Origin of the sequence: Devosia ginsengisoli (assembly GCF_007859655.1) — a bacterium.
In the GTDB taxonomy this organism is placed as follows: Bacteria; Pseudomonadota; Alphaproteobacteria; order Rhizobiales; family Devosiaceae; genus Devosia; species Devosia ginsengisoli.
Genome location: NZ_CP042304.1, coordinates 2,926,567 through 2,950,862 on the forward strand (window position 1 = coordinate 2,926,567; position 24,296 = coordinate 2,950,862).

The following is a 24,296-nucleotide window of genomic DNA, read 5'->3' on the forward strand; positions in this document are numbered from 1 at the left end:
CCATGACGCACGGAAACCATAGGAAGATGATGGTTAAGGAAGCCCTTCCTTGCCTGTCATGAGACCGTCATCGGCTTCCGGGGATAGACCCCCCCGGAAGCCATGGATGATGGGGCCTAGAACTCGTTCCAGTCGGCCGAAATCGCCGCATTGCCCTGGCTGAGATAGGCCTGTGCCGCCTTGCGGACATTGGCCGGGCGGACCGGGGCGGGCGCTGCGGAAGCCCGGGCCGGAGCGGCACGCTCGCCGCCCGTATGGAACACGGCCACGATGTCATCAAGCGCGCTGGCCTGGGCCTCGGTCTGCTCGATGGCGGCATTGGTCTCTTCCACCAGTGCCGCATTGTGCTGGGTCATCTCGTCCATGGTGCGGACGGCGATATTGACCTCCTCGATGGCCGAAGCCTGCTCGCGGCTGTCCCGGGCAATGCCGTCCATCAACTGGTCATTAGCACGCGCCGCTTCCAGCATGGCCGAAAGCCGCCCCGCCGCGTCCGAAACCAGGCGCGAACCCAGTCCCACTTCCCCGGCAGACTGCTCGATCAGCACCTTGACGTCGGCCGAAGCGCTGGCCGCCGATTGGGCGAGGCGCCGCACTTCCACGGCCACCACGGCAAAGCCCTTGCCGGCATCGCCGGCCCGGGCCGCTTCCACCGAGGCGTTGAGCGCCAGCAGGTTTGTCTGGAAGGCGATATCGTCGATCAGCCCGATAATGTTGGAAATCTTGCCCGAGCTGGTCTCGATGGCCGTCATGGCCGCATTGGCCTTTTCCATGACCTGCCCGCCTTCTTCGGCGGTGCGGGTCACCTCGGCCGCGTTGATGCTGGCATCCTTGGCGCGCTGCGCATTCTGCAGCACGGTCGAGGCCAGTTGCTCCATAGCCGCCGACGTCTCCTCGATCGTCGCCGCCTGCTTTGTGGTGCGTTCGGAGAGGTCGTTCGCACCCGACAGGATTTCCCCCGTCGCGGTCTTGAGCGTGCGCGAGGTCGAACGCAATTGCGTCACCACCTCGTTGAGCTTGTCCGCCACCGCATTGGTATCGGCCTTGAGGCGGGCAAAGGCGCCCTGATACTCGCCATCCATGCGCATGGTGAGGTCCGTATTGGCCAAAGCCGTTAGCACCCTGCCGGTCTCGCCGAGGCCCCGGTCCACCGTGGCGACGAGGCTGTTGACGCTGCTGGCCAGGCCGTTGAGCTCGGGATCGGGGAATTCGGTCTCGACCCGCTTGCTGAAATCGCCGGCAATGGCGCAATCGACCACCTGGCCGAAGGCGCCTTGCAGGTCGCTCATCATGGAGCGACGATTCTGCTCCTCGGCCACGATGCGCGCGGCTTCCGCCTCGGTCATCTGGCTGACCTTGAGCCCGTTCTGGCGGAACACTTCCACCGCCCGTGCCATGGCGCCGATTTCGTCGCGGTTTTCGCCATAGGGCACCGCAACGTCGTAATTGCCTTCGGCCAGCCCATCCATGATGCCCGTCATCCTGCGGATCGGCCTGGCCAGCACGCCGGCACCGAACCAGACCAGCGCCAGCACCGCCACCAGCAGCGCTGCAGAGGCTGCCAGGGCCATGTTGCGCATCTGGTCGACACCGGCAAAGATCGTTGCCGCCGGCACATCCATCAGCATGGTCCACTGGTCGGTCACCCCGTCGAACGACAGTTGCGTCGCAATGACGAACTGCTGCGTGCCGGTGGCATCGGCATAGTAGAGGCCCTTTTGCAGCAGGGCCGGATCCAGCAGCGCACCGGCAACATCGGGTGCCACCTTGGTGCCGACAAGCGCCGGGTCAGGGCTGGCAATCCACTGGCCGTCGCTGCTGACCAGCGACACATTGCCGACATCGAAGGGCCGGAGCTGGCCAATCACACCGGCAATCGTATCGAGGCCGAGATCGGCGGTGACGATACCGACCGGCTTGCCCGCCTTGTGCACGGGAATGCTGATCGTGGTCATCAGCACATCGACGCCATTGACCGCATAGGAAAACGGTGGCGTCAGCACCGCACGATCTTCGGCCAAAGGCAGGTCATACCAGTTTGCATTGTCCGCCGACATATCCAGCAACTCGACGACGACCTTGCCGTTCTGGTTGGTGAAATAGGGCACGAAGCGGCCGCTGGCGTCGGAATATTTATGCCCGATAAAGCCGGCATCATTGCCGTCGAGGGCGTTGGCATTGAAGGCCAGGGTCATGCCGGTCAGCGCCGGGCGGGACGCCGCAGCCGCGGTCATCAGGCGACCGAGCTGATCGCGGTCGGCCACGCCTTCCGATATGGTTCCTTCCACTGCGGCGCTTACGCCGCGGGCCAGTGAAATAATGCCGCCCATCTGGCCCGATGCCAGCTCGCTATACTGTCCCAGCAGCGCGCGCGCCCGCGCCTCGGCTTCGTTGCCCGCCGTGCCATACATCAGCGCCGTTCCGCCGAAGACGATGGCGCACATCGAAGCTGCAAACAACACACCTGCGCCGATCACCAGCTTCATCTGGATCGACAGGTTGGAGAATTTCATTCTGTATTCCCTACCAAGTTTGCCTCTGGCGAAGGCGGCCTATTGACCGTTTCTGGTCGTTCCACCGGCTGCAGCTATGCTTGACGGGTATCCGCACGCGTCTCGGCGCCATCCGCGCAAAGCGGATGAGCAGGTTCAGATTGCGGGGAAAGCGACGCCATATTGCTCCCGCCGTGATGTTCGCCACGGCATGCCCAAGTCAAAGTACAACTGCGTCCGCAATCACCCTGTCAGAGCGCCCTTAAGGCCGGGTTAAGCACGATAGACTGCAGCCGGCATGAAAAAGGGCGCCACAGGGCGCCCTTCGCAAGTAACGGCATTGTAGAGCCGTCAGAACTCGGACCAGTCCTTGGCGATGGCCGCATTGCCCTGCGTGAGATAGGAGCGAGCAGCCGACCGGACCTTGTCGACCACGCCGCGCCCTTGCGTCGGCAAGCCGCGCTCCTGCGTCGGCACGCCACGCGCCGGGGCGGTAGCGGGCCGCGCCGTCTCGTCGATGGTGAAGATATCCACCACCCGGTCGAGTTCGCTGGCCTGGGCCTCGGTCTGCTCGATGGCGGCATTGGTTTCTTCCACCAAAGCGGCATTATGCTGGGTCATCTCGTCCAGGGTGCGCACGGCCACCGACACTTCATCGATGGCGGCTGCCTGTTCGCGGCTGGCCCTGGCGATAGCCTGCATCAGGGTGGCATTCTCGTCGACTGCATCCAGCATGGCCGTCAACTGCTCGGAGGCGTTGGACACCAGCTTGCTGCCGCCCTTGACCTCGTTGGCGCTCTGTTCGATCAACGCCTTGACGTCGGCCGAAGCGCTGGCCGCCGACTGCGCCAGGCGCCGCACTTCCACCGCCACCACGGCGAAACCCTTGCCGGCATCGCCGGCCCGGGCCGCTTCCACCGACGCGTTCAGCGCCAGCAGATTGGTCTGGAAGGCGATATCGTCGATCATGCCGATAATGTTGGAAATCTTGGCCGAACTGGAGGTGATGCGTTCCATCGCCTCATTGGCCTCGGCCATGGTTTCCCCGCTCTGCGCCGCACTGTGGGATACCGACTTGGCCTTGACGTCGGCGTCTTCCGCCATGCGGGCATTGTCGGCCACGGTCGAAGCAAGCTGCTCCATGGCAGCCGAAGTTTCCTCGATCGTCGCCGCCTGCTTGGTGGTGCGTTCGGAGAGATCATTGGCCCCGGAGAGGATTTCCCCCGTCGCGGTCTTGAGGGCACGCGAGGTCGAGCGCAATTGCGTCACCACATCGGTCAGCTTGTCGCCCACCGCATTGGTATCGGCCTTGAGCTTGGCAAACGCGCCCTGATAATCACCCGCCATCCGCCTTGTGAGATTGGTATCGGCCAGCGCGGCCAGCACGTCGCCGGTTTCGCTGATGCCGCGATCCACCGTCTCGACCAGGTTGTTGACGCTGCCGGCCAGCGCATTGAGCTCGGGATCGGGGAATTGCGCGTGGACGCGCTTGGAGAAATCGCCGGCAATAGCGGCATCCACCACCTCGCCGAAGGCGGCCTGCAAGGCTACCATCATGTCGGTACGCTCGACCCGGCGGCGCTGCGAAGCCGCGCGCTCTTCCTCGGTCATCTGGCTGACCTTGAGCCCGTTCTCGCGGAAGATTTCGACCGCGCGGGCCATCTCGCCGACTTCATTGCCACGGGTGATGAACGGCACTTCGGCTTCGTAATCGCCCTCGGCCACCGCCTTCATGGTCTGCGCCAGCTTCGGCACCGCCGCCATCATCAGGCGGGACATGACATAGCCCAACACGCCCAGGATCACGAGGCTCACCGCGCCCACGCCCAGCAGGATCCACAGGGTGGAGAGAATACCCGCCTCGAGCCGGGCCTTGTCCGTGCCGGCATACAGCACGCCGATCAGCCGGCTTTCCTGGTCCAGTATGGGTTGATACGCCGTATAATAGGCGGTGCCCTGCACTGTGGCTTCGCCAAAATAGGACTTGCCTTCGACCAGCGAAGCATAGGCGGGATCGGTCTGGTCCAGCACGCCGCCCAGCATGCGTTCACCCTCGGGCGTCAGCAGCGTGCTGCTCAGGGCGATGAGGGGTTTGTCGGCCGCCTCTGCGCCGTAGATGGTCACGTTTTCGCCGGTGAGACGAACCACCGAATCCACCAGGTCGTGATTGACGAACAGGCGCGGCATGGCCCAGGTCTTGACCGAAGCGATGCTGCCATCCTCTGCCCAGGCCACCTCGGAACCGGGCAGCTTGCCGCCCACCACCGTCGCCGCCGTGCGCAGGTCGCCTTCCAGTTGCGCCATGGCATTGGCGCGGGTCGAGGCGCTGAGATTGACATAGGTCGCCGTCGTCACCGCCGCGATGGATACGATGATGGCGGAAATCACCAAGGTGGCGATCATCGTCGTCAACTTGATATTGCCCAGGACGTGCCCAGCGCGCTTCAGCATATCGATTTACCCCGTATCCCCGCGCGGTTCGGTGGAATCCGCCCGCGCCCCAATCGGGAAAAAATATCAGGGCAGGCTTAATCGAGTGTTTATCGATTTGTCTGGACAAGTTGCGGTCGCGAAATATCGCGAACAATAAAAACCCCGCGGAGCCTTGCGCCGCGGGGTTTTATACTTGCCGTCCCGTTGGAGACTAGAACTCGCTCCAATCCGGCGCCACGGCAGCATTGCCATGGGTGGTCAGATTGGCGGAGGCCGCCGATAGCCGCTGCTGCAGGTCGCGGGCGCCGCCAGCGGGTGCTGCCCGATCGACTCGCGCTTTCGCCGCCTCCTGCTGGGCGATGCGGAACACATCGACAATGCGGTCGAGTTCGGTCGCCTGGGCCTCGGTCTGCTCGATGGCGGCATTGGTTTCTTCCACCAGCGCCGCATTGTGCTGGGTCATCTCGTCCATGGTGCGGACGGCGGTGGTAACTTCCTCAATGGCCGACGCCTGTTCGCGGCTGTCATTGGCGATGGATTCGAGCAGGCCATTATTGCCCCGCGCCGCGTCCAGCATGGCCTTGAGCTTGCCGGCCGCGTCGCCCACCAGCTTGGAGCCGGAATTCACCTCGCCGGCCGACTGCTCGATCAGCACCTTGACCTCGCTCGACGCCTGCGCTGCCGACTGCGCCAGGCGCCGCACTTCCACGGCCACCACGGCGAAGCCCTTGCCGGCATCGCCGGCCCGCGCTGCTTCCACCGAGGCGTTCAGCGCCAAGAGGTTGGTCTGGAAGGCGATGTCGTCGATCATGCCGATAATGTTGGAAATCTTGGCCGACGATTGCGTGATGCGCTCCATCGCCGACGTCGCGGCATCCATCACCTGCCCGCCCTCTTCGGCGGTGCGCGTCACCTGCGCGGCATTGACGCTGGCATCCTTGGCGCGCTCGGCATTCTTGAGCACGGTGGTCGCCAGCTGTTCCATGGCCGCCGAGGTTTCCTCGATGGTGGCCGCCTGCTTGGTGGTGCGCTCGCTGAGATCGTTCGCGCCCGACAGAATCTCGCCCGTCGCGGTCTTCAGCGACCCCGAAGTATGGCGCAACTGGCCCACAACCTCGGTCAGCTTGTCGGCCACTGCGTTGATATCGGATTTGAGCGTGGCGAAGGCGCCTTCATAATCGCCCTCCATGCGCTCGGTGAGATCGGTATTGGCCATGGCCCCCAGCACATGGCCGATTTCGGTCACGCCGCGATTAAAGGTCGACACCAGATTGTTGATGCCGGCAGCCAGCCCGTTGAGCTCGGGATCGGGGAATTCCACCGCGACCTGCCGGGTGAAGTCGCCGGCCACGGCCGCGTCGACCACCTCGCCGAAGGCCGATTGCAGCTCGCTCATCATCTTCTGCCGGTTTTCCTGGTCGGCAATGATGCGCGCGGCTTCCGCCTCGGTCATCTGGCTGACGCGCAGCCCATTGGCGCGGAACACTTCCACGGCGCGCGCCATGGCGCCCACTTCATTGCCCTGTTCGGTATAGGGCACCTCGGTTTCGTAATTGCCCTCGGCAATGGCTTCCATCGAACCGGCCAGCTTGGGAATGGGCTTGGTGATCAGGCGCGACAGCACCAGTCCCACCAGCCCCAGCGCAACAGTCACCGCGCCACCCACCATCAGGATCAGCCCGAGCACGCCATTGGCCGAAGCCTCGACATTGGCCATGGGCGTGCCGACGAAAATGGCGCCCATGACTTCGCCGCTCATCTTTTCGATGGGCTGCAGGGCCGCGAAATAATTGACGCCGTTGATCGGCAACTGGCCGATGAACGGCTCGGCGGCCAGCACCGCTTCATAGGCCGGGCTGGATGGGTCGAGCATCAGGTCCGCGACCCGCGTGCCATCGGCTGCCGCAATGCTGGTGGTCTTGCCGGCCAGGATCTGGGTCGCCGGATCGAGCACGTAAATGCTCGCATCCTGCTTGGTGACGCGCGTCACCGAATCGATGATTTCGGTATCGTAGAAGGGAGGAACCGCCCAGCTCTGGAACGCATCCATCGTCCCCTCTTCGTTCCAGTTCAGGACCGAGCCGGAAATGCGCCGCTCCAGGATCGTGGCGGCAACCGCCAGATTGGTTTCCTGCTGCACCTTGCTGTCGGCCATCGACTGGGCATGCAGGCTCATATAGATCGCGCCCGACACGACGGCGATGGAGCCGATAATGGCGATGAGAACCAGCGCCGCTATGGTCGTGGTCATCTTGATATTGCCGAAAGCAGCAAAGAGCTTGCGCATGGCGTGTTTCCCCCAAGTGTCCCTGCGCGGCGAATTCATCGCGCACCTGTGGACCTACTGATGGGAAAAATTACGGGATAGCCGTTAATCGAAGGTTTTCCAAAAGCGCTTCGGTATCGTTTTCGAAGTCGATTTCATGGTTTCGGAGGTCGAATTCTCCGCAAAGGCCCGCGATCTGCACTGCTCGATACCCGAATGTCTGTTTTTCGCGTGGCGATTACACCATCACGCCCGCGGCCTTCCTGATGATTGGACGGACCAGACGCGTGTCGTCCCGGTCCCTTGTCATTGCTGACGCGGAACCGGAACGACCCGGGGAATTTCATTTGCCGAAACCATAAAGGCCGAATCTTAACGGCGGGTTGCCCTTGTATGGAAGCGCCGGAAATGAACAGGGCGCCACTGGGCGCCCTTTGAAGTCGTGCTGTCCCGATCGGGCTAGAACTCGTTCCAGTCCTTGTCGACGGCCGCATTGCCATGGCTGAGATAGGATTTGGCCGCGGTCTTGAGCTTGTCCTGCAAGCCGCGCGCGCCGTCGGCAAATGTCCTGGCCGGTGCAGCCGGGATCTGGCGCTGCACCGGCGCCGTTTCGCCGATGGCGAAGATATCCACGATCCGGTCGAGCTCGGTGGCCTGGGCCTCCGTCTGCTCGATGGATGCGTTGATCTCCTCGACCAGCGCCGCATTGTGCTGGGTCATCTCGTCCATGGTGCGCACGGCGGTATTGACCTCGTCGATCGCCCCGGCCTGCTCGCGGCTATCCCTGGCGATGCCGTTCATCAATTCGTTCGAGGACCGCGCTGCACTCACCATGGCTTCCAGCTTGGTCGCCGCATCGAGCACCAGCTTGGAGCCGCCCTTGACCTCGCCGGCCGATTGCTCGATCAGCACCTTGACCTCGCTCGAGGCATTGGCTGCCGACTGCGCCAGGCGACGGACTTCCACCGCCACCACGGCAAAGCCCTTGCCGGCATCGCCGGCCCGCGCTGCTTCCACCGACGCGTTCAGCGCCAGCAGGTTGGTCTGGAAAGCGATGTCGTCGATCAGCCCGATAATATTGGAAATCTTGCCCGAGGACTGGGTGATGCGCTCCATGGCCTCGGTGGCCTGGTGCATCACCTGCCCGCCCTCTTCGGCGGTACGCGTCACGGTCGAGGCGACGCCGCTGGCTTCCTTGGCGCGCTCGGCATTCTGCAGCACGGTCGAGGCGAGCTGTTCCATGGCCGCCGACGTCTCCTCGATCGTCGCCGCCTGCTTGGTGGTGCGCTCGGAAAGATCGTTGGCACCCGACAGGATTTCCCCCGTCGCTGCCTTCAGCGTGCGCGAGGTATCCTTGAGCTGGCCGACAATGTCGGTGAGCTTTTCGGCCACCGCATTGGTGTCGGCCTTGAGCTTGGCGAAGGCGCCCTGATAGTCGCCTTCCATGCGCCTGGTGAGATCGGTATCGGCCAGCGAGGCCAGCACCGAGCCGGTTTCCCCCACGCCACGATCGACAGTCGCCACCAGATTGTTGACCGAGCGGGCCAGCGTATTGAGCTCGTCATCGGGGAATTCGGCATCGACGCGCTTGGTGAAGTCGCCGGCAATGGCGGCATCCACCACCGCGCCGAAGGACCGCTGCAGGTCCTGCATCATGGCGGCGCGTTCGGCCTGGCTGCGGATGATCTGGGCGGCCTCCGCCTCAGTCATCTGCGCGACCTTGAGCCCGTTCTCGCGGAACACTTCAACCGCGCGCGCCATGGCGCCCAGCTCGTCCTTGCCATCGGCGCCACGCACCTCGACATCGAGATCGCCATCGGCCAGCGCATCCATCGTATGGGTGAGGCGGCTGATCGGGCGGCTGATGGAGCGGGAGAAGAAATACCCGACCAAAGCTGCGAGCGCGAGCAGCGCACCGCCCACCAGCAGGATCATGTTGCGCATATTGTTGACCGGGGCGTAGACCTCGTCCTGCGGCTGCACGGCAGCCACGGCCCAGGTGACGGCGCCAACACTGACCGGGCCGGCCCGCACCACCATGGGCGCATCGCGGTAATCCATGCTGGTCCCTTCGGCGGTCTCGCCGGCAAAGGCCTGTGCAATCACGTCGGACGTCAGGGCCGTCTGCAGCACATCAGGCGCCTCAGTACGCGGCGACTCCGTGCGCAGCAGCCCGTCCGACCCCACCACGACCACTTCACCGGTCTCACCCAGCCCCGACAGGGCCGACACCCGGGCGCTGAGCGCCTCGGTGGAAATGGCGAGCACCATGACGCCGGTATTCTCATCCTTGTCGAAAACCGGCATGGCCATGAAACTTTCGGCCGTGCCGGTCGGGCCATAGGCCGTATAGTCGACAAAGGCTGCCTGGCCGTCGGCCAGATCCTTGGCAGCGGCAAAGGCCTGGCCCAGCCCGCTGGCGGCCAGCGCGGAGTCGGTAACGACATTGGTCGCAAAGTCGGTATTCTTGGCCACCGAATAGACCACATCGCCCGCCGCGCTGATCAGCAGCACGTCGGAATAGGCGCGTTCCTGCATCAGCGTGCGGAAGCCGGGATGATAACGCTTGTGCACCGGGTCATAGCTGGCACCCTTTGCGCCCACGCTATCGACGGCCGCCCGGTCCTCGGGGTTGGGATTGTCGGTGACATAAGCGGTCTGCAACTGCACGGCAGCGCGTTCCTTGAGCCCCATGCGCAATTCGTCCAGCGCGCGCGTCAGGTTCTTCATGGCCGTCACGGTATCGGACCGCTGCACGAAGAGCCGCAGGTCGACCTCGGCGCTCGAATAATAGTCGCTGACCAGCGACACGGCCGTGCTGAGCGAGGCCTGCATCGACTGGTTGCGCTGGTTCTGCACCGTGCCGAGACCGATCAGATAGCTCGCCAGGCCCACGCCCGCCCCCACAAGCAGGGCAGAGCCGACCAGCACCAGTGGCAATTTCTGGGCGATCTTCAACTGCGGAAACAATTTCATTGGTCTTGATGCTCCCTCACGGATCGTCGCGCCTGCTTGAATAGAGCCCCGTTCGGCTCCGGCAGCGACAATCACCCCCAACGTGAATCGATTTGTGCAAACGATATATCCAGGGGATTAACCGCTCCTTACGGATAATCACGACGTCCAGATTTCTCAAAAAGCAGTGGCGAAAAGCAGAACGCCCCGACCGTCAGGTCGGGGCGTCAAAATCACTACAATGACTGTGGCGATCAGCTCAGCGCGCCGATAACCGCTTCGATGCGCTTCTTCATGGTCGAGGCATCGAACGGCTTGATGATGTAATTGTTGACGCCGAAGGAAATGGCTTCCTTGACCTGCTCCTTGTCCGAGCGACCTGTGGCCATGATGAACGGCATGGCCTGGGTGCGCGGATGCTTGCGGATGACCTTGAGCAGGGTCAGCCCGTCGATATCTTCCATGTTCCAGTCGGAAATGATCAGGTCGACATTGCTCTTTTCGAGTTTGCCGAGGGCATCGCGCCCGCTCTTGGCCTCGATGATGTCCTTGAAGCCGAGTTGGGTGAGGATGTACTTGCAGATACCGCGCATGGACTGCTGGTCGTCGACAATGAGGACACTGACAGCGCTGGCTTTAGGCATGATCGTATTCACCTTCTGGCGAGTAGGGTCCGAAGACCCCGTTCTTTCGAGCAAACCCTAGGCAACAAGCGTTACAAATCTCTCAATCCGTCACTTGGCATTGCGACAGAGGCCTTTACGCCGCCGACTTCAGCCGCACCAGGGCATGGGCCAGCCGCGCTGCGATCGCTTCGACCGGCGCCTGCTCCACCACTGCGCCTTCCTCGAAGGCAACGCGCGGCATGCCATAGACCAGCGCCGAAGCCTGGTTCTGCCCCACCGTATAGGCGCCGGCATCGCGCATCAGCTTGAGCCCGCGCGCCCCATCCCGGCCCATGCCGGTCAGGATCGCCCCGACGGCCAGGGGACCAACGGTCCTGGCGACCGATTCAAACAGCACATCGACACTGGGGCGATGCCCGCTTTCCGGCTCGTCCTGCGTCAACCTGGCCTTGAGTTGGCCCGATGTCCGCTCCACCCGCAGATGATAATCGCCGCGTGCCACATAGGCGTGGCCGGGCAGGAGCGGCATGCGATCCTCCGCCTCCACCACCTTGAGGCCGCAGATCTCGTCGAGCCGGGCGGCGAAGCGGTTGGTAAAGCCGGGCGGCATGTGCTGGGCGATGACGATGGGCGGGCAATCGGCCGGCATGTCGGCCAGCACCGCGCGGATCGCCTCGACGCCGCCGGTCGATGCGCCGATGGCGATGAGCGCGCCCGCCGGTGCAGCCGCGGTCTTGACCGCGATCTTGGGCGCCTCGGCCCGGCCGGCCGAGCGGCCCCGCACGTCGGACTTGGCCGCCGCCCTGATCTTGTCGCGCAGGTTGGCGCCGAAAGCCTCGATGCCCCCTTCGGCTTCCGCGCTCGGCTTGGCCACGAAATCCACCGCGCCCAGTTCGAGCGCCAGCAGCGTTTCGCTGGCCCCCTTCTTGGTCAGCGTCGAAACCATGACCACCGGCGTCGGCCGCAGGCGCATCAGCCGGTCGAGGAACTGCAGCCCGTTCATATTGGGCATTTCGATATCGAGCGTCACCACATCGGGGTTGAGCGCCTTGATCTTTTCGCGCGCATCGATCGGGTCGGTGGCGGTGCCGACGACATTGATGTCGCCGTCGCGTGTCAGCATGCGCGTCAGCACTTCGCGGATCAGCGCCGAATCGTCGACGACCAGGACCTTGATGCTCATGCTGCTTCTCGTTTGCTCAGTTTCTGCCTGGATTGATAGATGGTCTTGCCGACCAGCCGGAAACCCTCGCCGCCCGAGCCGAGATTTTCCGAATGGCCGATATAGAGAAAGGCCTCCGGCGCCAGCAGCTTGCTGAAGCGCCCGAACATTTCGCCCTGGGTCGGTTTATCGAAATAGATCGCTACATTGCGGCAGAAGATGGCGTCGAACGGCCCCTTCATCGGCCAGGGGCCAATCAGGTTGAGCGGCTTGAACGAAATCAGCTCGCGCACCGCCTGGGGAACGCGGATCGTGCCGTCACCCAGCTTTTCGAAAGGCCGCGCCCGCTCGCCCGCAAGCCCGTTCAACTCGTTTTCCGAATAGATGCCGCGCGCCGCCTTGGCGATGACCGCCGTATCGATATCGGTCGCCAGGACTTTGAAATCCCAGCGCTTGAGATCGGGGAACGCCGCCAGCAGGTCCATGCCGACAGTATAGGGTTCCTGCCCCGTCGAGCAGCCGGCCGACCAGATGCGCAGGCGACTGCCGCGCGGCCTTTCCGCCATGAGCGCCCCCACATGGGACCGCAGATGCTCGAAATGGTGGTCTTCCCGATAGAAGCGCGTGAGATTGGTGGTGAGCGCGTTGACGAAATCCTGCCCGTCCTGGGCGGTGCCCTGGCGCTCGAGATAGTCGAGATAGGCATCGAAACCCGGCAGGCCCAGCGCCCGCACGATCTTGGATAGCCGCGAGATCACCAATGTCCTCTTGGCATCGCTCAACGAGATACCGGCGACCGAATAGACCCGGTTCTTGACCCGCGAAAACTCGCGGTCGCTGAGGGAGATTTCTCCCTGTTCCATGCGGCTTACCCCAATTGCCTTGTGGCCGGTTGTGCCGGGATCAGGCGCGTGCCCGCCGGGCCGGTTGTGCCGCGCTGGGCTCTCCGGCTTCGCCGAGCGACGCCATCCGCCCGGTGAGGCGCTGCAGCGCCGCGTCACCCTCGTCCAGTGTCGCGACGATCGTATCGGTTTCATTGCTTAGATTGCGTAAATGCGTATCGAGCCCCTCGATCATTTTTTGCAGGGCCTGCGCCTCGTTCACGCCGGTCTCCGACTGGGCCCGGCCGCGTTTCACCACGTCGCGGATATCGCGGGCCGAGCGGTTGGTCAGTTGCGCCAGCTGGCGCACTTCGTCGGCCACCACGGCAAAGCCCGCCCCCTTCTCGCCAGCCCGCGCCGCCTCGACCGCGGCATTGAGCGCCAGCAGGTTGGTGCGGAACGAGACGTCCTCGATGGCCTGCACCATCTTGTCGATTTCCTGCGTCATCTGGTCGATCTCGCCCACCAGCGCCCCGGTGCGCCGCGCCGCCAGATCGGCCGCACCCACCAGGTCCTGTGCCTCGCGGCCGATGGCAAGCGCCTGCCGCAGCCCGGCGCTGCCAGTGGCAAGAGCCTGCCCCATGGCGCCGGCATCGTCGCGGCTCCCGGCAGTCAGCGAACCATAATGGGCCGCCCGCTGCTCGAAGCCGTCTACCAACCGGCCCACCGCTGCCAGCCGGTCCTCGAGCCCGGTCCGCAGGTCGCGCTCCTCGTCCAGTTGCTCGATGATCGCAGCGATGAAATCGTGCAGCCGCATGGCCAGCGCCCCGATTGGGCCGTCGAGTGCATCGGGCAGGTCGTGGCCGCCGGCCGCCACGCCTTCGAGCTGCAGCAGTCCCGCATCGAGCGTGGCCAGCCCGGTATTGAGCGCGGCGAGCGTTGGATGGGCCAGGGCGGCCCTGGTCTCGAAGCGGAACCCGGTCTGGCCGCTGGCCAGGGCCCCGGCAAAGGCATCGAGATCATCATCCTCGATATAGCTGCCGGCCGGTACCAGTTCGAGCAGGTAGCGGCCCGCAGCAATGGATCGCCGCCGCACGGTAAAGCGGCCGCCGCCCAGCATGACCATGGCTTCCTCGGCCGCACCGCCGCCGGCATCGAGATAGCCCGCGCCGAACAGGGCATCGAGCGATGCCCCTTCGCCGGCATCCCTGGCCAGCGCCGTGATTCCCATGCTGGCTGCCAGGATCAGGCCCTTTTCGTCCACCACCACGGCCGGCTGCTGCATGGCGGCAATGGCGCTCTTGAAATGGTGGGCCTTTTCGAGACGCTTGCCCAGCCGCGCCACGACACCGGCAATGGTGAGGGTCTCGTCGGGCTTCTCGCAAAGCCCGGCCGCCAGCGCCACCGAAGCCAGCGTGGCGCGGTCCTGCCGATCGTAGTGCGTCGCGATGAACAATGTGCCGGCCAACGCCACCAGCAGCAGGCCGACAACGCTGCCCTGCCCCGCCGGACCGGTGCCAAGCGTGGCCGTGGCAATCCCGGCCAGCGCCACGACGCCCAGCCACAGACTGGCAATGATGAGCGCTAGCCGCAGATTGGGCATGATGCGCAAATCAGTGAGAAGAGGTCCAACATGGCCGAACTCTATGTCGACAATGGTTAATCAAATCTATAAAGTCTTACTGCCGGGTAAGACTTTAATAAGCCTGATTGCGACAATCTGAAGATTTGTCCTGCTTCGGGACAGCAGCAAACGCAAAGAGCTGGCCGTCGGCCCGCGATCCGGCCGACGCCATCCAGGTGTCGTGGCAGTGCTAGAACAGTTCGATATCGTCCACCGGTGCGGGCAGGATGATGCGGCGCTTGGCGATCGCGGCTTCTTCGCGCGCCACGTTATCACCGATCTCGCTATCGAGACGTTTGACGAAAGCCCGGCCGGAATACGGCTTGAACAGCACGCGGCGGGCATAGGTGCCACCCAGGTCTTCGCTGGTGGCGACATAGCCTTCATCGAGCAGGAACTGCCGCACGAATTCGATATTCTTGCGCCCGACATCGTCCAGCGCCGAATTGATCTTGCCGCCGCCGAACACCTTGATCTCGAGATTGGCCTTCTTGCCGGTACCCCTGGTCAGCACCTTGTTGATGAGCTGTTCCATGGCGAAAGCGCCATAGCGGGCCGACGCGCCGTAGCGGTCCCTGGCGGAGCCCGATTGCTCCGCGAGCAGGAAGTGGTTCATGCCGCCCACCTGAGCGACCCGGTCGCGTACGCAGGCCGAGATGCAGGAGCCCAGGACGGTGGAATAGGTGAGGTCGGCCGCATCGGAAACATGGCAATCGCCCTGGTGCACGGTCGTAACCACCCCACGATCGAATTCGGGTGGTAAAGAGTTCGGCAATGCCATTTGTCGTCTTGCAACCCCAAAACCAGTGGTTCGGATCGTAGCGGAAAACTCGTTAGCCAATTGCTAACCACACCGATGGAGCGATGCCACACCGGCAAATTCGGCAAGAAGAGCTTTAGAAATAGTCCTATAGGTTGCTTGCAACGGGGCTAGGGTCTGATCTTTATGTCACTGCAGAAACTCGCGAGAGAACTCGATGAGACAGCGCGCCAGACGGCGTCGATGCTAGAAGGCATCACTGAAGCGCTTGAACTTCTCGCCGACACCAAATTGAGCAAGGACGCTTCGGTCCAACAGGCCGTCCTGATGATCGTCACCGCCCTGCAGGGGCAGGACCGTATCGAACAGCGGTGCCACAACATGGCCTTAGCCGTCCGCCAGTTCGCCCTCCTGCCCGCCAACGCCCCTGACAGCGTCTATGACGAAATCTGGGCCAGCCTCACCCTCGACGAATTGCGCGTGCCCGCTTTGTCCGGCATCGCCGCCCACCAGACCCATGGTGACGCCGAACTGTTCTAGATTTTTCAGAGATGTCCGAACGAAAAGACAGGCGCGATGGGCGCCTTTTTTGTGCCTACCGCGCGGCCGCCTTGTGATGCTGGATGACTTCATCGATGATGAAGCGCAGGAATTTCTCGGAAAATGCCGGGTCGAGATTGGCCGCTGCGGCCAGGCTTCGGAGCCGCTCGACCTGCTCCTGTTCACGGCCGCTATCGGTGGCCGCCAGGCCCTTTTCGGCCTTGAGCCGGCCAACCTGCCGCGTCAGCTTGAACCGCTCGGCCAGGATGAAGACGACCGCCGCATCCAGATTGTCGATGCTTTCCCGCAATTGCAGCAATTCGGCGGGAATATCTGTCTTGGCCATCGGCATGTCCTTCGCGCTGGAAACGAAAAGGGCGCCAGCGGCGCCCTCGATTGATTGACGATATCGAGCGGCCTAGCCGTCCATCTTGGCGCCTGACACCACGGCATGCAGGTCGATCAGCCCGACCATGCGGCTCTCATGGGTCACGATGCCGTTGAGCAGTTCGGTATCGATCGAATTGCCTTCCGGCACATTGTGGATGTCGTCGCGGCTGACGGTCAGGATGTCGCTGACCGCATCGACCAGGATGCCGACCCATTTGTCGCCGACACTCATCACCACCACGACATGGTTCTTGGTGGGCGAGGTCTGGCCGTCGCCGAAACGGGCGCGCAGGTCGAAGATCGGCACGATCGTGCCGCGCAGGTTGATCACCCCACGCACGAATTCGCGCGTATTGGGCAGCGGGGTCGCACCGTTCCAGGCGCGGATTTCGCGCACCGTGGTGATCTCCACGCCATAGGTCTGTTCACCGATCGAAAAGGCGATGAGCTGGAGCGAGTTCTGCCCGGCAACGCCGGCCTTCTCGCCCATGTCGTCACGCAAACCGAGCGCTTCCATTCTGTTGCCTTTCTGCCGCCGGTTCTGGACGGCTACACACTGTTACTCGGCCGCTAGGCCGCATTCTTGTGGACGATCGTGGTCTTGAGCCCCTGCACGTCGACGATCAGTGCGACATTGCCGTCGCCCAGGATCGTGCCGCCGGCAATGCCGTCCACGCGTTCGAAATTCTCTTCCAGCGATTTGATCACCACCTGCTGCTGGCCGATGATGTCGTCGACGATGAGCGCCACCTTGGCCGAGCCTTCGGCCTCGCACAGCACCACGAACCGGTTCTCAGGGTCGGTCTCGGTCAGCATCTCGAAGCGCCTGGCCAGGTCGATGACCTGCACATATTCGCCCCGCACCTGCAGCACCTGGCCGCCTGACGGCACCCGCTCGAAGCTGGCGCGCGAGCACTGGATGGTCTCAACGATCGAGGAGAGCGGCACCACATAGGGCGACTCCCCGACCTTGACCAGCATGACATCGAGCACGGCCAGTGTGAGCGGCAGGCGCAACGTCATGCGCGTGCCCTTGCCGGTCCAGGAGCGGACATGCACCGAGCCGCCGATCTTCTTGATGTTGGATAGCACCACGTCCATGCCGACGCCGCGGCCGGAAATGTCGCTGACTTCGCTCGCCGTGGAAAAGCCTGGTGCGAAAATAAGCTGGTCGATCTGCTCGTCGGTCGGATTGACGTCGGGCGCGATAATGCCCTTGTCGCGCGCCAGCTGCAGCACCTTCTCCCGGTTGATGCCGCCGCCATCGTCTTCGACGATGATCAGGATATTGCCGCCCGCCTGCTCGGCCGAAAGCCGGATCGTGCCGGTCTCCTGCTTGCCGCGCCCGAGGCGCTTGTCGGGGGTCTCGATACCATGATCGGCCGAATTGCGGATCATATGCGTCAGCGGATCGCTGAGCTGCTCGATCACCGTCTTGTCGATTTCGGTGTTCTCGCCGATGGTTTCGAGCTTGATCTTCTTGCCGGTCTTGCTCGCAAGCTCCCGCACCAGGCGCGGCATGCGCGAAAACACCGATTTGACCGGCTGGGCGCGGATCGCCATCACCGAATCCTGCAGCCCACGCGTGGTCTGCGCCAGCACTTCGAGGCCGCGCACCAGTTCGGTGTAACGGGCCCGCAAGGTCTCATCCATCTGCTGGGTCAGCATGGACTGGGTGATGACCAACTCGCCCACCATGTTGACCACGCGGTCCACCTTGTCGAGATCGACGCGGATCGACTGCACACCCACGCTGCGGTTGCCGCTGCTTTCCTCACCCTCGCCGGATGGCGGCGCGGCACGTAGCGGGGTCGCGGCAACGACCGGCGCCGGCGGCTTGGCGACAGGACTGGGCTGGATAGTCTCGGCCAGTTCGGCAAAGCTGAGCGTCGGCGGTTCTTCGAAACTGTCCTGCGCGGTAACGGCGACCGGTTCCGGTTCGGGCGCAAACTGCGGCTCGGTCGCAACATCGGCATCGGCGGTGAAATCGAGCAGGCTGGCCACTTCGTCATCGGCCAGCGCCAGAAGATCGGACGGATCGGGCTCGTCGCTTGCCGCTTGTACCGGTTCAGGCGCGGCGGGAATGGGCGCGGGCATTTCGAACGCCGTGGCATCGCTGCCGAGCTGCGCCACCGCAATATCGCAATCGCCCTCGACGAATTCGAAGACCTCGCGGATCATCGCCTCGGTCAGCGCGGGGGAGATCATGGTGATCTCCCAGGAACAATAGACCGCAAAGGGCTCGAAATCGCTCAGCGGCGGAATCTCTTCCAGCACGGGGCGCACATGCATCTCGCCCAGCGCGGCGAGTTCGCGGAACAGCAGCAGCGGGTCGTTGGCGCGAGCATAGAGTGCTCGGTGCGGCGTGAAGCGCACTTCCCAATGGCCCGGCTCGATCTGCATCGGCGCTGCCTCGAAGGCGTCGTCGATAAGCGCCTCTTCTTCACCCGCCATGGCCGGCGCCGCGGGCGCATCGAGATTGACCATGACCGGGGTGAATTCGATGTCGAATTCGTCGATCGGATCGCCCCCTTCGTCGTCGCCAGCCGCGGCATCGCCGCGTGCCAGCGCATCGAAGCGCCCCTTCTCGTCCATGCCGTAATCGGCGGGCAAGGCCTCGCCGGTCTGGGCAGCCTTGACGTGGTCGGCCACGATATCATTGGCGCGGATGCACAGCGTCACCACGTCATCGCTCATCTCGATGCGGCCGTCGCGCACATAGTCGAGCAGCGTTTCATAGGCATGGGCAAAGCCCACCAGCGCCGAAAAGCCGAAGGCGCCGGCGCCGCCCTTGATCGAATGGATGGCGCGGAACACCGCGTTGAGTCGGTCGGCGTCGCGTTCGCCCGCCTCGATCGCAGCGAATTGCTCCTCGAGCTCGGTCAGCAGCTCGGAGCATTCGTCGAAATAGGTGGCTTTGAAATCGTCCAGATCGCTCATGCGAACGCCCAACCCTTCTGGGTTCTTATGCCTGCTTAGTGAACCACGCGGTGGATGACCGAGATGAGCTTTTCCGGATCGAAGGGCTTGACGATCCAGCCCGTGCCGCCGGCCGCCTTGCCCTGGTCGCGCTTGTCCTGGCTGGTTTCGGTGGTGAGGATCAGGATGGGCAGGCTCTGGTGATTGCCCGTGGCCCGCACATTCTTGATGAACTCGATGCCGTCCATGACGGGCATGTTGATATCGGTGATCACAACGTCGACCGTTTCGGTCTTGAGCACATCAAGGCCCTGCTTGCCGTCTTCGGCCTGCAGCACCTCGAACCCGGCATTGCTGAGCGTGTGGTGCAGCATGGCGAGGATCGTCCTCGAGATCGTCCACCGTGAGAACCCGCAAAGTCGTCATCCTCTCATCATCCCTGAAAACTGGGCGTCCAGCCCCAGTCGCGCGATAGCGGCCGTCAATGCGGCGCTCGGCTGCTCGATAGTGAAGTCAAACTGGTTTCTCCGGGCGGTTTCCGCGGCGCTGATGAGCATGAACAGCGCATTGGTGGATACCCGCTCGACGGCATCGGCGGTAACCGTGACCGGCCCCTCCTCGATCGCATCGATCAGGCCGTCGCGAATGCCGTCCAGCGCGTCAAGATCGATGACCGCTGGCAAAGCGACGGATTTCTTGGCCTTGCTGACCATGGCGAGTGATGCCCCCGGAGTTCTCTCCAATGAGCAGTTTCCATGGGAACGGTTTAAGAAGTGCTAACCTTGATGCCGAACAGCGGCCGCAGAGGCCCGCTCCCGGCCTGTTCTGCTGCCCGCGACGCCTTTTCCCTTGCCGCGGGCAATGGGAGGGGGGTAACCCAAGCACGCCTATTCGAATTGGACCTGCCATGACCGCCAATATCGCCCTGACCGGCATCGCCCGCGACCTTGCCGCCCGCGCTGAAACCGGCAAGCCGATCCGCGTCGGTGTCATCGGCTCGGGCGAGATGGGCACCGACCTCGTGACCCAGATGAGCCTGATGACCGGCATCGAGATGGCGGCCATCGCCACCCGCCGGCCCCATACCGCGCTCGAGGCCATGACCATCGCCTATGGCGAGGATTCCAGGGGCAAGGTCGCCGACAGCCCGGCTCAGGCACTCGCGGCGATCGAGGCGGGCAAGATTGCCATCACCTCGGCCGAAACCCTTGTCACCACTGACAATATCGACGTCGTCATCGACGCCACCGGCAAGCCGGGCGTCGCCGCCGACTACGACCTGCTCGCCATGGAGCATGGCAAGCATCTGGTGATGATGAATGTCGAGGCCGACGTGACCATCGGGCCTTACCTCAAGGCGCAGGCCGACAGACTGGGCGTGGTCTATTCCGTCGGCGCCGGGGATGAGCCCAGCTCCTGCATGGAACTCATTGAATTCGTGAGTGCTTTGGGCCTGCCCATCGTCGCTGCCGGCAAAGGCAAGAACAATCCGCTTCGCCACGACGCGGTGCCCGACGACTACCGGGAAGAGGCCACCCGCCGCAACATGAACCCCCGCATGCTGGTGGAATTCGTCGATGGCTCCAAGACCATGGTCGAAATGTGCGCCATCGCCAATGCCACCGGGCTGGTGCCTGACGTGCCGGGCATGCACGGCCCCAAGGCCGACCGCGACGACATGGCCAAGGTATTGATTCCAAAGGCAGATGGCGGGATTCTCAACAAATCCGGCGTTGTCGATTTCACCATCGGCAAGGGCGTGGCGCCGGGCGTCTTCGTGATCGTCAAGGCGGAGCATCCGCGCATCATCGAGCGGATGGACGACCTCCATATCGGGCACGGGCCCTATTACAGTTTCTTCCGGCCCTACCACCTGACCAGCCTCGAAGTGCCGCTGACCTGCGCGCGGATCATGCTGCATGGCAAACCCGATATGGTGCCGCTGCCGAACCCGGTGGCCGAGGTCTGCGCCGTCGCCAAGCGCGACCTCACGCCCGGCGAAACCTTTGATGCCATTGGGGAAACCTGCTATCGCAGCTACACGATGACCATCGGCGATAGCCGCGCTGCCGGAGCCGTTCCGGTGGGCCTGCTCGAGGGCGGCAAGGTGACCGCGCCGGTGAAAAAGGGCGAGCTGCTGACGTCAGCCAACAGCCAGCCGGACACGTCCACCCGCCTCTTCGCCCTGCGCCAGGCGCAGGATCGCATGCTGGGTCTCGCCCATTCGCATCAGGGCCGAATTGGTTAGCGCACTGTTAGCATCGACGCATTCGACTGGTTGATTTTCGTAGGCCTTCGGATTAATTCCTGACTAAATAATTCAGGAATTTTTCCATGACCGACTCCATCGATCCGCGCGCCCCGCAACGCATCCGCCACGACACGCGCATGCGCCTGCTCGAAGCCGTCGAAATAACCGACATTACCCCGAAAATGCGCCGCGTCCGCTTCTGTGGCGACATGGCGGGCTTCGCCTCGCCCGGCCATGCCGACCACATCAAGGCATTCTTCTTCCCCAAGGGCGTTGAGCCCAAGCTGGTGCCCATCGGTCCGCGTGGCGCCGAATTCGCCGAGGGCGAGCGCCCGGAAATGCGCGACTACACCCCGCGCGCCTGGGACGTAGACCGAGGCTGGATCGACCTCGATTTCGTGCTGCATGGCGATGGCCCCGCCTCAAGCTGGGCGGCCGAAGCCAAGGTCGGCAGCAAGCTGGTGATCGGCGGCCCGCGCGGCTCTGTCGTCGTGCCATCGGCCTATGACTGGTACCTGCTGGCCGGCGACGAAACCGCCCTGCCCGCCCTCATCCGCCGCATCGAGGAACTGCCTGCCGGCAGCAAGGTGATTGCCGTCATCGAAGTGGCCGACGCCGCCGAGGAGCAGGGGTTCGAGACCGCGGCGGATGTGGCGCTGCACTATGTCCACCGCAACGGCGCTGCAGCCGGGACGACGCGCCTGGTGCTTGATGCGGTCAAGGCGCTGACGTTTCCTGATGGTGTTGCCTATGCCTATATTGCCGGCGAAGTCGGCATGTCGCAGGCGGTGCGCGCACATCTGCAGGACGAACGCGGCTTCGACCCGCAATATATCAAGGCCGCCGGCTATTGGCGGCTGGGCATGGCCGATGCGCATGAGGATCATTGAGGGCTTATTGGTTCTCCGTTGACGCCTTGGAGTGGAGCCACCCCTCGCCCCTTGTGGGAGAGGGGGCAATTTCCTCGTTCAGAGGAAATTGCGGGTGAGGGGTACTGCGTCATCCTATGCTTCAGGGCTTGTAGGTAGTCCGGCGCCCCCTCATCCGCCCTTCGGGCACCTTCTCCCACGAGGGGAGAAGGGGGCACGGTGCTCGGGGCGCGCCGTTGTCAGTTCCGCTCTTCCATACTAGCCAATCTCCTGCCCCGCCGCTAAAGCTCTGCGCACCAAACAGGAGTGCGTCATGAGCAGCAAGAAAGTCCGCTGGGGGATTTTGTCCACCGCCAATATCGGCATGCAGAAGGTGACGCCCGGCATCATGGCTTCGGACCATTCCGAGGTGGTGGCGATTGCCTCGCGCGACCTGGGCAAGGCCCGCAAGGCCGCCGACAAACTGGGCATTGCCAAGGCCCATGGCTCCTACGAAGAGCTGTTTGCCGACCCTGACATCGACGCCATCTACAATCCGCTGCCCAATCACCTGCATGTGCCCATGACCGTGGCGGCGGCCAAGGCGGGCAAGCATGTGCTGTGCGAAAAGCCCATCGCGCTCACTGCAGCCGACGCCGAGGCGCTACGCCAGTGCCCGCCGGACCGCATCGTGCTCGAGGCCTTCATGGTGCGGTTCCACCCGCAATGGAGCCGGGCTCGCGAGATCATCCGCTCGGGTGAACTGGGCGAGATCAGAGCCATCAATGCTGCCTTCACCTATTTCAATGCCGACCCCAACAATGTCCGCAACCAGGCCGATATCGGCGGCGGCGGCGTGATGGATATCGGCTGCTACCCGATCACCGCCGGGCGCTTCCTGTTCGAGGATGAACCCAAGCGCGTGGTGTCGCTGGTGGAGCGTGACCCGAGTTTCGGCACCGACCGGCTGGCCAGCGTCATTGCCGATTTCGGCAATGGGCGGCAGCTCAATTTCACCTGCTCGACCCAGACCGCGCCGCATCAGCGCGTGCTGGTGCTGGGCAGCAAGGCCAAGCTCGAAATCATCATCCCCTTCAACGCCCCACCCAATGAGCGCACCGCCATCACGGTGGATACCGGCGCACCCTTCGACGGCTCGCTGGCGCGGCGGGAAATCCTGCCGGCCGTGGATCAATATACCGAACAGGCCGAGGCCTTTGCGCTGGCTGTGCTGGGCGAGAAGACACTGCCCTGGGGCATCGAGGATGCGATTGCGTCGATGAAGGTGATCGATGCGGTGTTCGAGAGCGAGAAGACCGGGGGCTGGGTGGCGGTTTAGGCTTCTTTCTCGCCGCACCCATCCCGCGCACCCTGAGGCCGGCCTACCCCTCTCCCCTCGTGGGAGAGGGTGGAAATCCGCGTCCAGCGGATTTCCGGGTGAGGGGGCTGCGCTATCCCATGCTTTGATGTCAGCAGATAACTCCGTCCCCCCTCATCCGCCCTTCGGGCACCTTCTCCCACGAGGGGAGAAGGGGAAAGCGCCCATACATCCAAAGTAAACACTCCCTTGGGAGTTCGGCGCCAGGCACACTACCGGCTTCAGCCCAGCTCCGGCCCCACCAGTCGCTCCACCAGCACCGGGATCGCCGCGCGCACCGAGGCTTCGTCGATCATCTTGCGGGCGACGCCGTAGCTGGCGGCCTGGATCAGGCGGTTGAGTTCGGTGGGTTCGGCCACGCCGGCCTGCTTGAGAGCAGCGACGATTTCTTCGTTCATGCGCGTGTCGAGGGCGCGGAAGCGGGTCGAGACGCGGCTATGGGTGGCGTAGAGCTCCTCGGCGAAGGGGGAGCCTTCGATGACATGGGCGATGGCGCCGTATTTGCCGGCCATGGCCGCGCCGATGCGCTGGGCCACGCTGCCCGGGCCGGCCATGCCGGCATCGAAACCGGCGACCAGGGCGTCGCTGAGCTCGTCGAGAATGCCGGTAAACACGGCTTCCTTGTCGGCAAACTGGGCATAAAGCGTGGGCTTGGCCATGCCCGCCTCGCGGGCAATCGCCTCCATGGTCGTGCCACGCAGGCCCTCGCGCAGCATCAGCAGGCGCGCCGCATCGAGGATGCGCCGCCGCTTCTCCGCCACCCTGTCATTGGGCGCCTGACTCAAATCTGCGACTCCACACTTGAACATATTGAACGATTATCATATCTAT

The 24,296-nt window shown here is 63.7% G+C and carries 18 protein-coding genes and 1 pseudogene; 4 read left to right on the forward strand and 15 right to left on the reverse strand.

The window, feature by feature from the left end; genetic code table 11:
• Positions 1-116 precede the first annotated feature (116 nt).
• The 9 genes from FPZ08_RS14270 to FPZ08_RS14310 all read right to left on the reverse strand — a co-directional run bounded on the left by FPZ08_RS14270 (position 117) and on the right by FPZ08_RS14310 (position 15,118).
• Complete coding sequence (locus tag FPZ08_RS14270) at positions 117-2,513, reverse strand: methyl-accepting chemotaxis protein (protein ID WP_146290624.1); 2,397 nt, start codon at positions 2,511-2,513, stop codon at positions 117-119.
• 330 nt (positions 2,514-2,843) lie between these two features.
• The gene (locus FPZ08_RS14275) at positions 2,844-4,943 is read right to left on the reverse strand and encodes a methyl-accepting chemotaxis protein (protein WP_186767013.1); all 2,100 of its coding nucleotides are present in this window, start codon (positions 4,941-4,943) and stop codon (positions 2,844-2,846) included.
• Between the two features lie 193 nt (positions 4,944-5,136).
• Positions 5,137-7,212 carry a methyl-accepting chemotaxis protein gene (locus FPZ08_RS14280; protein ID WP_246132664.1) on the reverse strand — a complete coding sequence of 692 codons (2,076 nt, stop codon included), beginning with the start codon at positions 7,210-7,212 and terminating at the stop codon, positions 5,137-5,139.
• 438 nt (positions 7,213-7,650) lie between these two features.
• A complete protein-coding gene (locus tag FPZ08_RS22410; RefSeq protein ID WP_246132665.1) occupies positions 7,651-10,167 on the reverse strand; it encodes a methyl-accepting chemotaxis protein in 2,517 nt (838 codons plus the stop codon).
• A 233-nt stretch (positions 10,168-10,400) separates the two neighbouring features.
• Complete coding sequence (locus FPZ08_RS14290) at positions 10,401-10,790, reverse strand: response regulator (RefSeq protein WP_056233086.1); 390 nt, start codon at positions 10,788-10,790, stop codon at positions 10,401-10,403.
• Between the two features lie 115 nt (positions 10,791-10,905).
• Complete coding sequence (locus FPZ08_RS14295) at positions 10,906-11,955, reverse strand: protein-glutamate methylesterase/protein-glutamine glutaminase (protein ID WP_146290625.1); 1,050 nt, start codon at positions 11,953-11,955, stop codon at positions 10,906-10,908.
• Positions 11,952-12,797, reverse strand: coding sequence for a CheR family methyltransferase (locus FPZ08_RS14300; protein ID WP_186767014.1), 846 nt, complete (start codon positions 12,795-12,797; stop codon positions 11,952-11,954). The genes FPZ08_RS14295 and FPZ08_RS14300 overlap by 4 nt, the downstream gene beginning before the upstream one ends.
• 40 nt (positions 12,798-12,837) lie before the next feature.
• Positions 12,838-14,358 carry a methyl-accepting chemotaxis protein gene (locus FPZ08_RS14305; RefSeq protein WP_186767015.1) on the reverse strand — a complete coding sequence of 507 codons (1,521 nt, stop codon included), beginning with the start codon at positions 14,356-14,358 and terminating at the stop codon, positions 12,838-12,840.
• Between the two features lie 211 nt (positions 14,359-14,569).
• Positions 14,570-15,118: a chemotaxis protein CheD gene (locus FPZ08_RS14310; RefSeq protein ID WP_210246805.1), complete on the reverse strand. Its 549-nt coding sequence runs from the start codon at positions 15,116-15,118 to the stop codon at positions 14,570-14,572.
• Positions 15,119-15,430: 312 nt separating this feature from the next.
• On the opposite strand from FPZ08_RS14310, the gene FPZ08_RS14315 reads away from it, so the two are divergent.
• Positions 15,431-15,679, forward strand: a complete 249-nt coding sequence (locus FPZ08_RS14315; RefSeq protein ID WP_146290628.1) for a hypothetical protein — start codon at positions 15,431-15,433, stop codon at positions 15,677-15,679.
• A 55-nt stretch (positions 15,680-15,734) separates the two neighbouring features.
• Here the strand turns inward: FPZ08_RS14315 and FPZ08_RS14320 are convergent, their stop codons facing one another.
• The 5 genes and pseudogenes from FPZ08_RS14320 to FPZ08_RS14340 form a co-directional block, all read right to left on the reverse strand.
• Positions 15,735-16,025 (reverse strand): chorismate mutase, encoded by a 291-nt coding sequence (locus FPZ08_RS14320; RefSeq protein WP_146290629.1) that lies wholly within the window; start codon positions 16,023-16,025, stop codon positions 15,735-15,737.
• Between the two features lie 72 nt (positions 16,026-16,097).
• The gene (locus tag FPZ08_RS14325) at positions 16,098-16,586 is read right to left on the reverse strand and encodes a chemotaxis protein CheW (RefSeq protein WP_146290630.1); all 489 of its coding nucleotides are present in this window, start codon (positions 16,584-16,586) and stop codon (positions 16,098-16,100) included.
• A gap of 53 nt (positions 16,587-16,639) precedes the next feature.
• Positions 16,640-19,009, reverse strand: coding sequence for a chemotaxis protein CheA (locus FPZ08_RS14330; RefSeq protein WP_146290631.1), 2,370 nt, complete (start codon positions 19,007-19,009; stop codon positions 16,640-16,642).
• Positions 19,010-19,044: 35 nt separating this feature from the next.
• Positions 19,045-19,414, reverse strand: a pseudogene (locus FPZ08_RS14335) (response regulator).
• Positions 19,411-19,701: an STAS domain-containing protein gene (locus tag FPZ08_RS14340; RefSeq protein WP_146290632.1), complete on the reverse strand. Its 291-nt coding sequence runs from the start codon at positions 19,699-19,701 to the stop codon at positions 19,411-19,413. The pseudogene FPZ08_RS14335 and the gene FPZ08_RS14340 overlap by 4 nt, the downstream one beginning before the upstream one ends.
• A gap of 194 nt (positions 19,702-19,895) precedes the next feature.
• Between FPZ08_RS14340 and FPZ08_RS14345 the strand changes: the two genes are divergently transcribed.
• The 3 genes from FPZ08_RS14345 to FPZ08_RS14355 all read left to right on the forward strand — a co-directional run bounded on the left by FPZ08_RS14345 (position 19,896) and on the right by FPZ08_RS14355 (position 23,426).
• Positions 19,896-21,236, forward strand: coding sequence for an NAD(P)H-dependent oxidoreductase (locus FPZ08_RS14345; protein WP_146290633.1), 1,341 nt, complete (start codon positions 19,896-19,898; stop codon positions 21,234-21,236).
• 86 nt (positions 21,237-21,322) lie between these two features.
• Positions 21,323-22,129: a siderophore-interacting protein gene (locus FPZ08_RS14350; RefSeq protein WP_146290634.1), complete on the forward strand. Its 807-nt coding sequence runs from the start codon at positions 21,323-21,325 to the stop codon at positions 22,127-22,129.
• Between the two features lie 292 nt (positions 22,130-22,421).
• On the forward strand, positions 22,422-23,426 hold the full coding sequence (locus FPZ08_RS14355; RefSeq protein ID WP_146290635.1) for a Gfo/Idh/MocA family protein: 1,005 nt from the start codon (positions 22,422-22,424) through the stop codon (positions 23,424-23,426).
• 260 nt (positions 23,427-23,686) lie between these two features.
• On the opposite strand, the gene FPZ08_RS14360 is transcribed toward FPZ08_RS14355, so the two are convergent.
• Positions 23,687-24,250 (reverse strand): TetR/AcrR family transcriptional regulator, encoded by a 564-nt coding sequence (locus FPZ08_RS14360; protein ID WP_210246807.1) that lies wholly within the window; start codon positions 24,248-24,250, stop codon positions 23,687-23,689.
• Positions 24,251-24,296 lie beyond the last annotated feature (46 nt).

What these genes read in the sequence shown, in the direction of transcription:
- FPZ08_RS14325 (WP_146290630.1), bottom strand. Translation starts at nt 16,586, where the DNA reads ATGGAAGCGCTCGGTTTGCGTGACGACATGGGCGAGAAGGCCGGCGTT.
- FPZ08_RS14305 (WP_186767015.1), bottom strand. Translation starts at nt 14,358, where the DNA reads ATGCCCAATCTGCGGCTAGCGCTCATCATTGCCAGTCTGTGGCTGGGC.
- FPZ08_RS14270 (WP_146290624.1), bottom strand. Translation starts at nt 2,513, where the DNA reads ATGAAATTCTCCAACCTGTCGATCCAGATGAAGCTGGTGATCGGCGCA.
- FPZ08_RS14295 (WP_146290625.1), bottom strand. Translation starts at nt 11,955, where the DNA reads ATGAGCATCAAGGTCCTGGTCGTCGACGATTCGGCGCTGATCCGCGAA.
- FPZ08_RS14330 (WP_146290631.1), bottom strand. Translation starts at nt 19,009, where the DNA reads ATGAGCGATCTGGACGATTTCAAAGCCACCTATTTCGACGAATGCTCC.
- FPZ08_RS14345 (WP_146290633.1), top strand. Translation starts at nt 19,896, where the DNA reads ATGACCGCCAATATCGCCCTGACCGGCATCGCCCGCGACCTTGCCGCC.
- FPZ08_RS14320 (WP_146290629.1), bottom strand. Translation starts at nt 16,025, where the DNA reads ATGGCCAAGACAGATATTCCCGCCGAATTGCTGCAATTGCGGGAAAGC.
- FPZ08_RS14290 (WP_056233086.1), bottom strand. Translation starts at nt 10,790, where the DNA reads ATGCCTAAAGCCAGCGCTGTCAGTGTCCTCATTGTCGACGACCAGCAG.
- FPZ08_RS14340 (WP_146290632.1), bottom strand. Translation starts at nt 19,701, where the DNA reads ATGGTCAGCAAGGCCAAGAAATCCGTCGCTTTGCCAGCGGTCATCGAT.
- FPZ08_RS14300 (WP_186767014.1), bottom strand. Translation starts at nt 12,797, where the DNA reads ATGGAACAGGGAGAAATCTCCCTCAGCGACCGCGAGTTTTCGCGGGTC.
- FPZ08_RS14355 (WP_146290635.1), top strand. Translation starts at nt 22,422, where the DNA reads ATGAGCAGCAAGAAAGTCCGCTGGGGGATTTTGTCCACCGCCAATATC.
- FPZ08_RS14280 (WP_246132664.1), bottom strand. Translation starts at nt 7,212, where the DNA reads ATGCGCAAGCTCTTTGCTGCTTTCGGCAATATCAAGATGACCACGACC.
- FPZ08_RS14275 (WP_186767013.1), bottom strand. Translation starts at nt 4,943, where the DNA reads ATGCTGAAGCGCGCTGGGCACGTCCTGGGCAATATCAAGTTGACGACG.
- FPZ08_RS22410 (WP_246132665.1), bottom strand. Translation starts at nt 10,167, where the DNA reads ATGAAATTGTTTCCGCAGTTGAAGATCGCCCAGAAATTGCCACTGGTG.
- FPZ08_RS14350 (WP_146290634.1), top strand. Translation starts at nt 21,323, where the DNA reads ATGACCGACTCCATCGATCCGCGCGCCCCGCAACGCATCCGCCACGAC.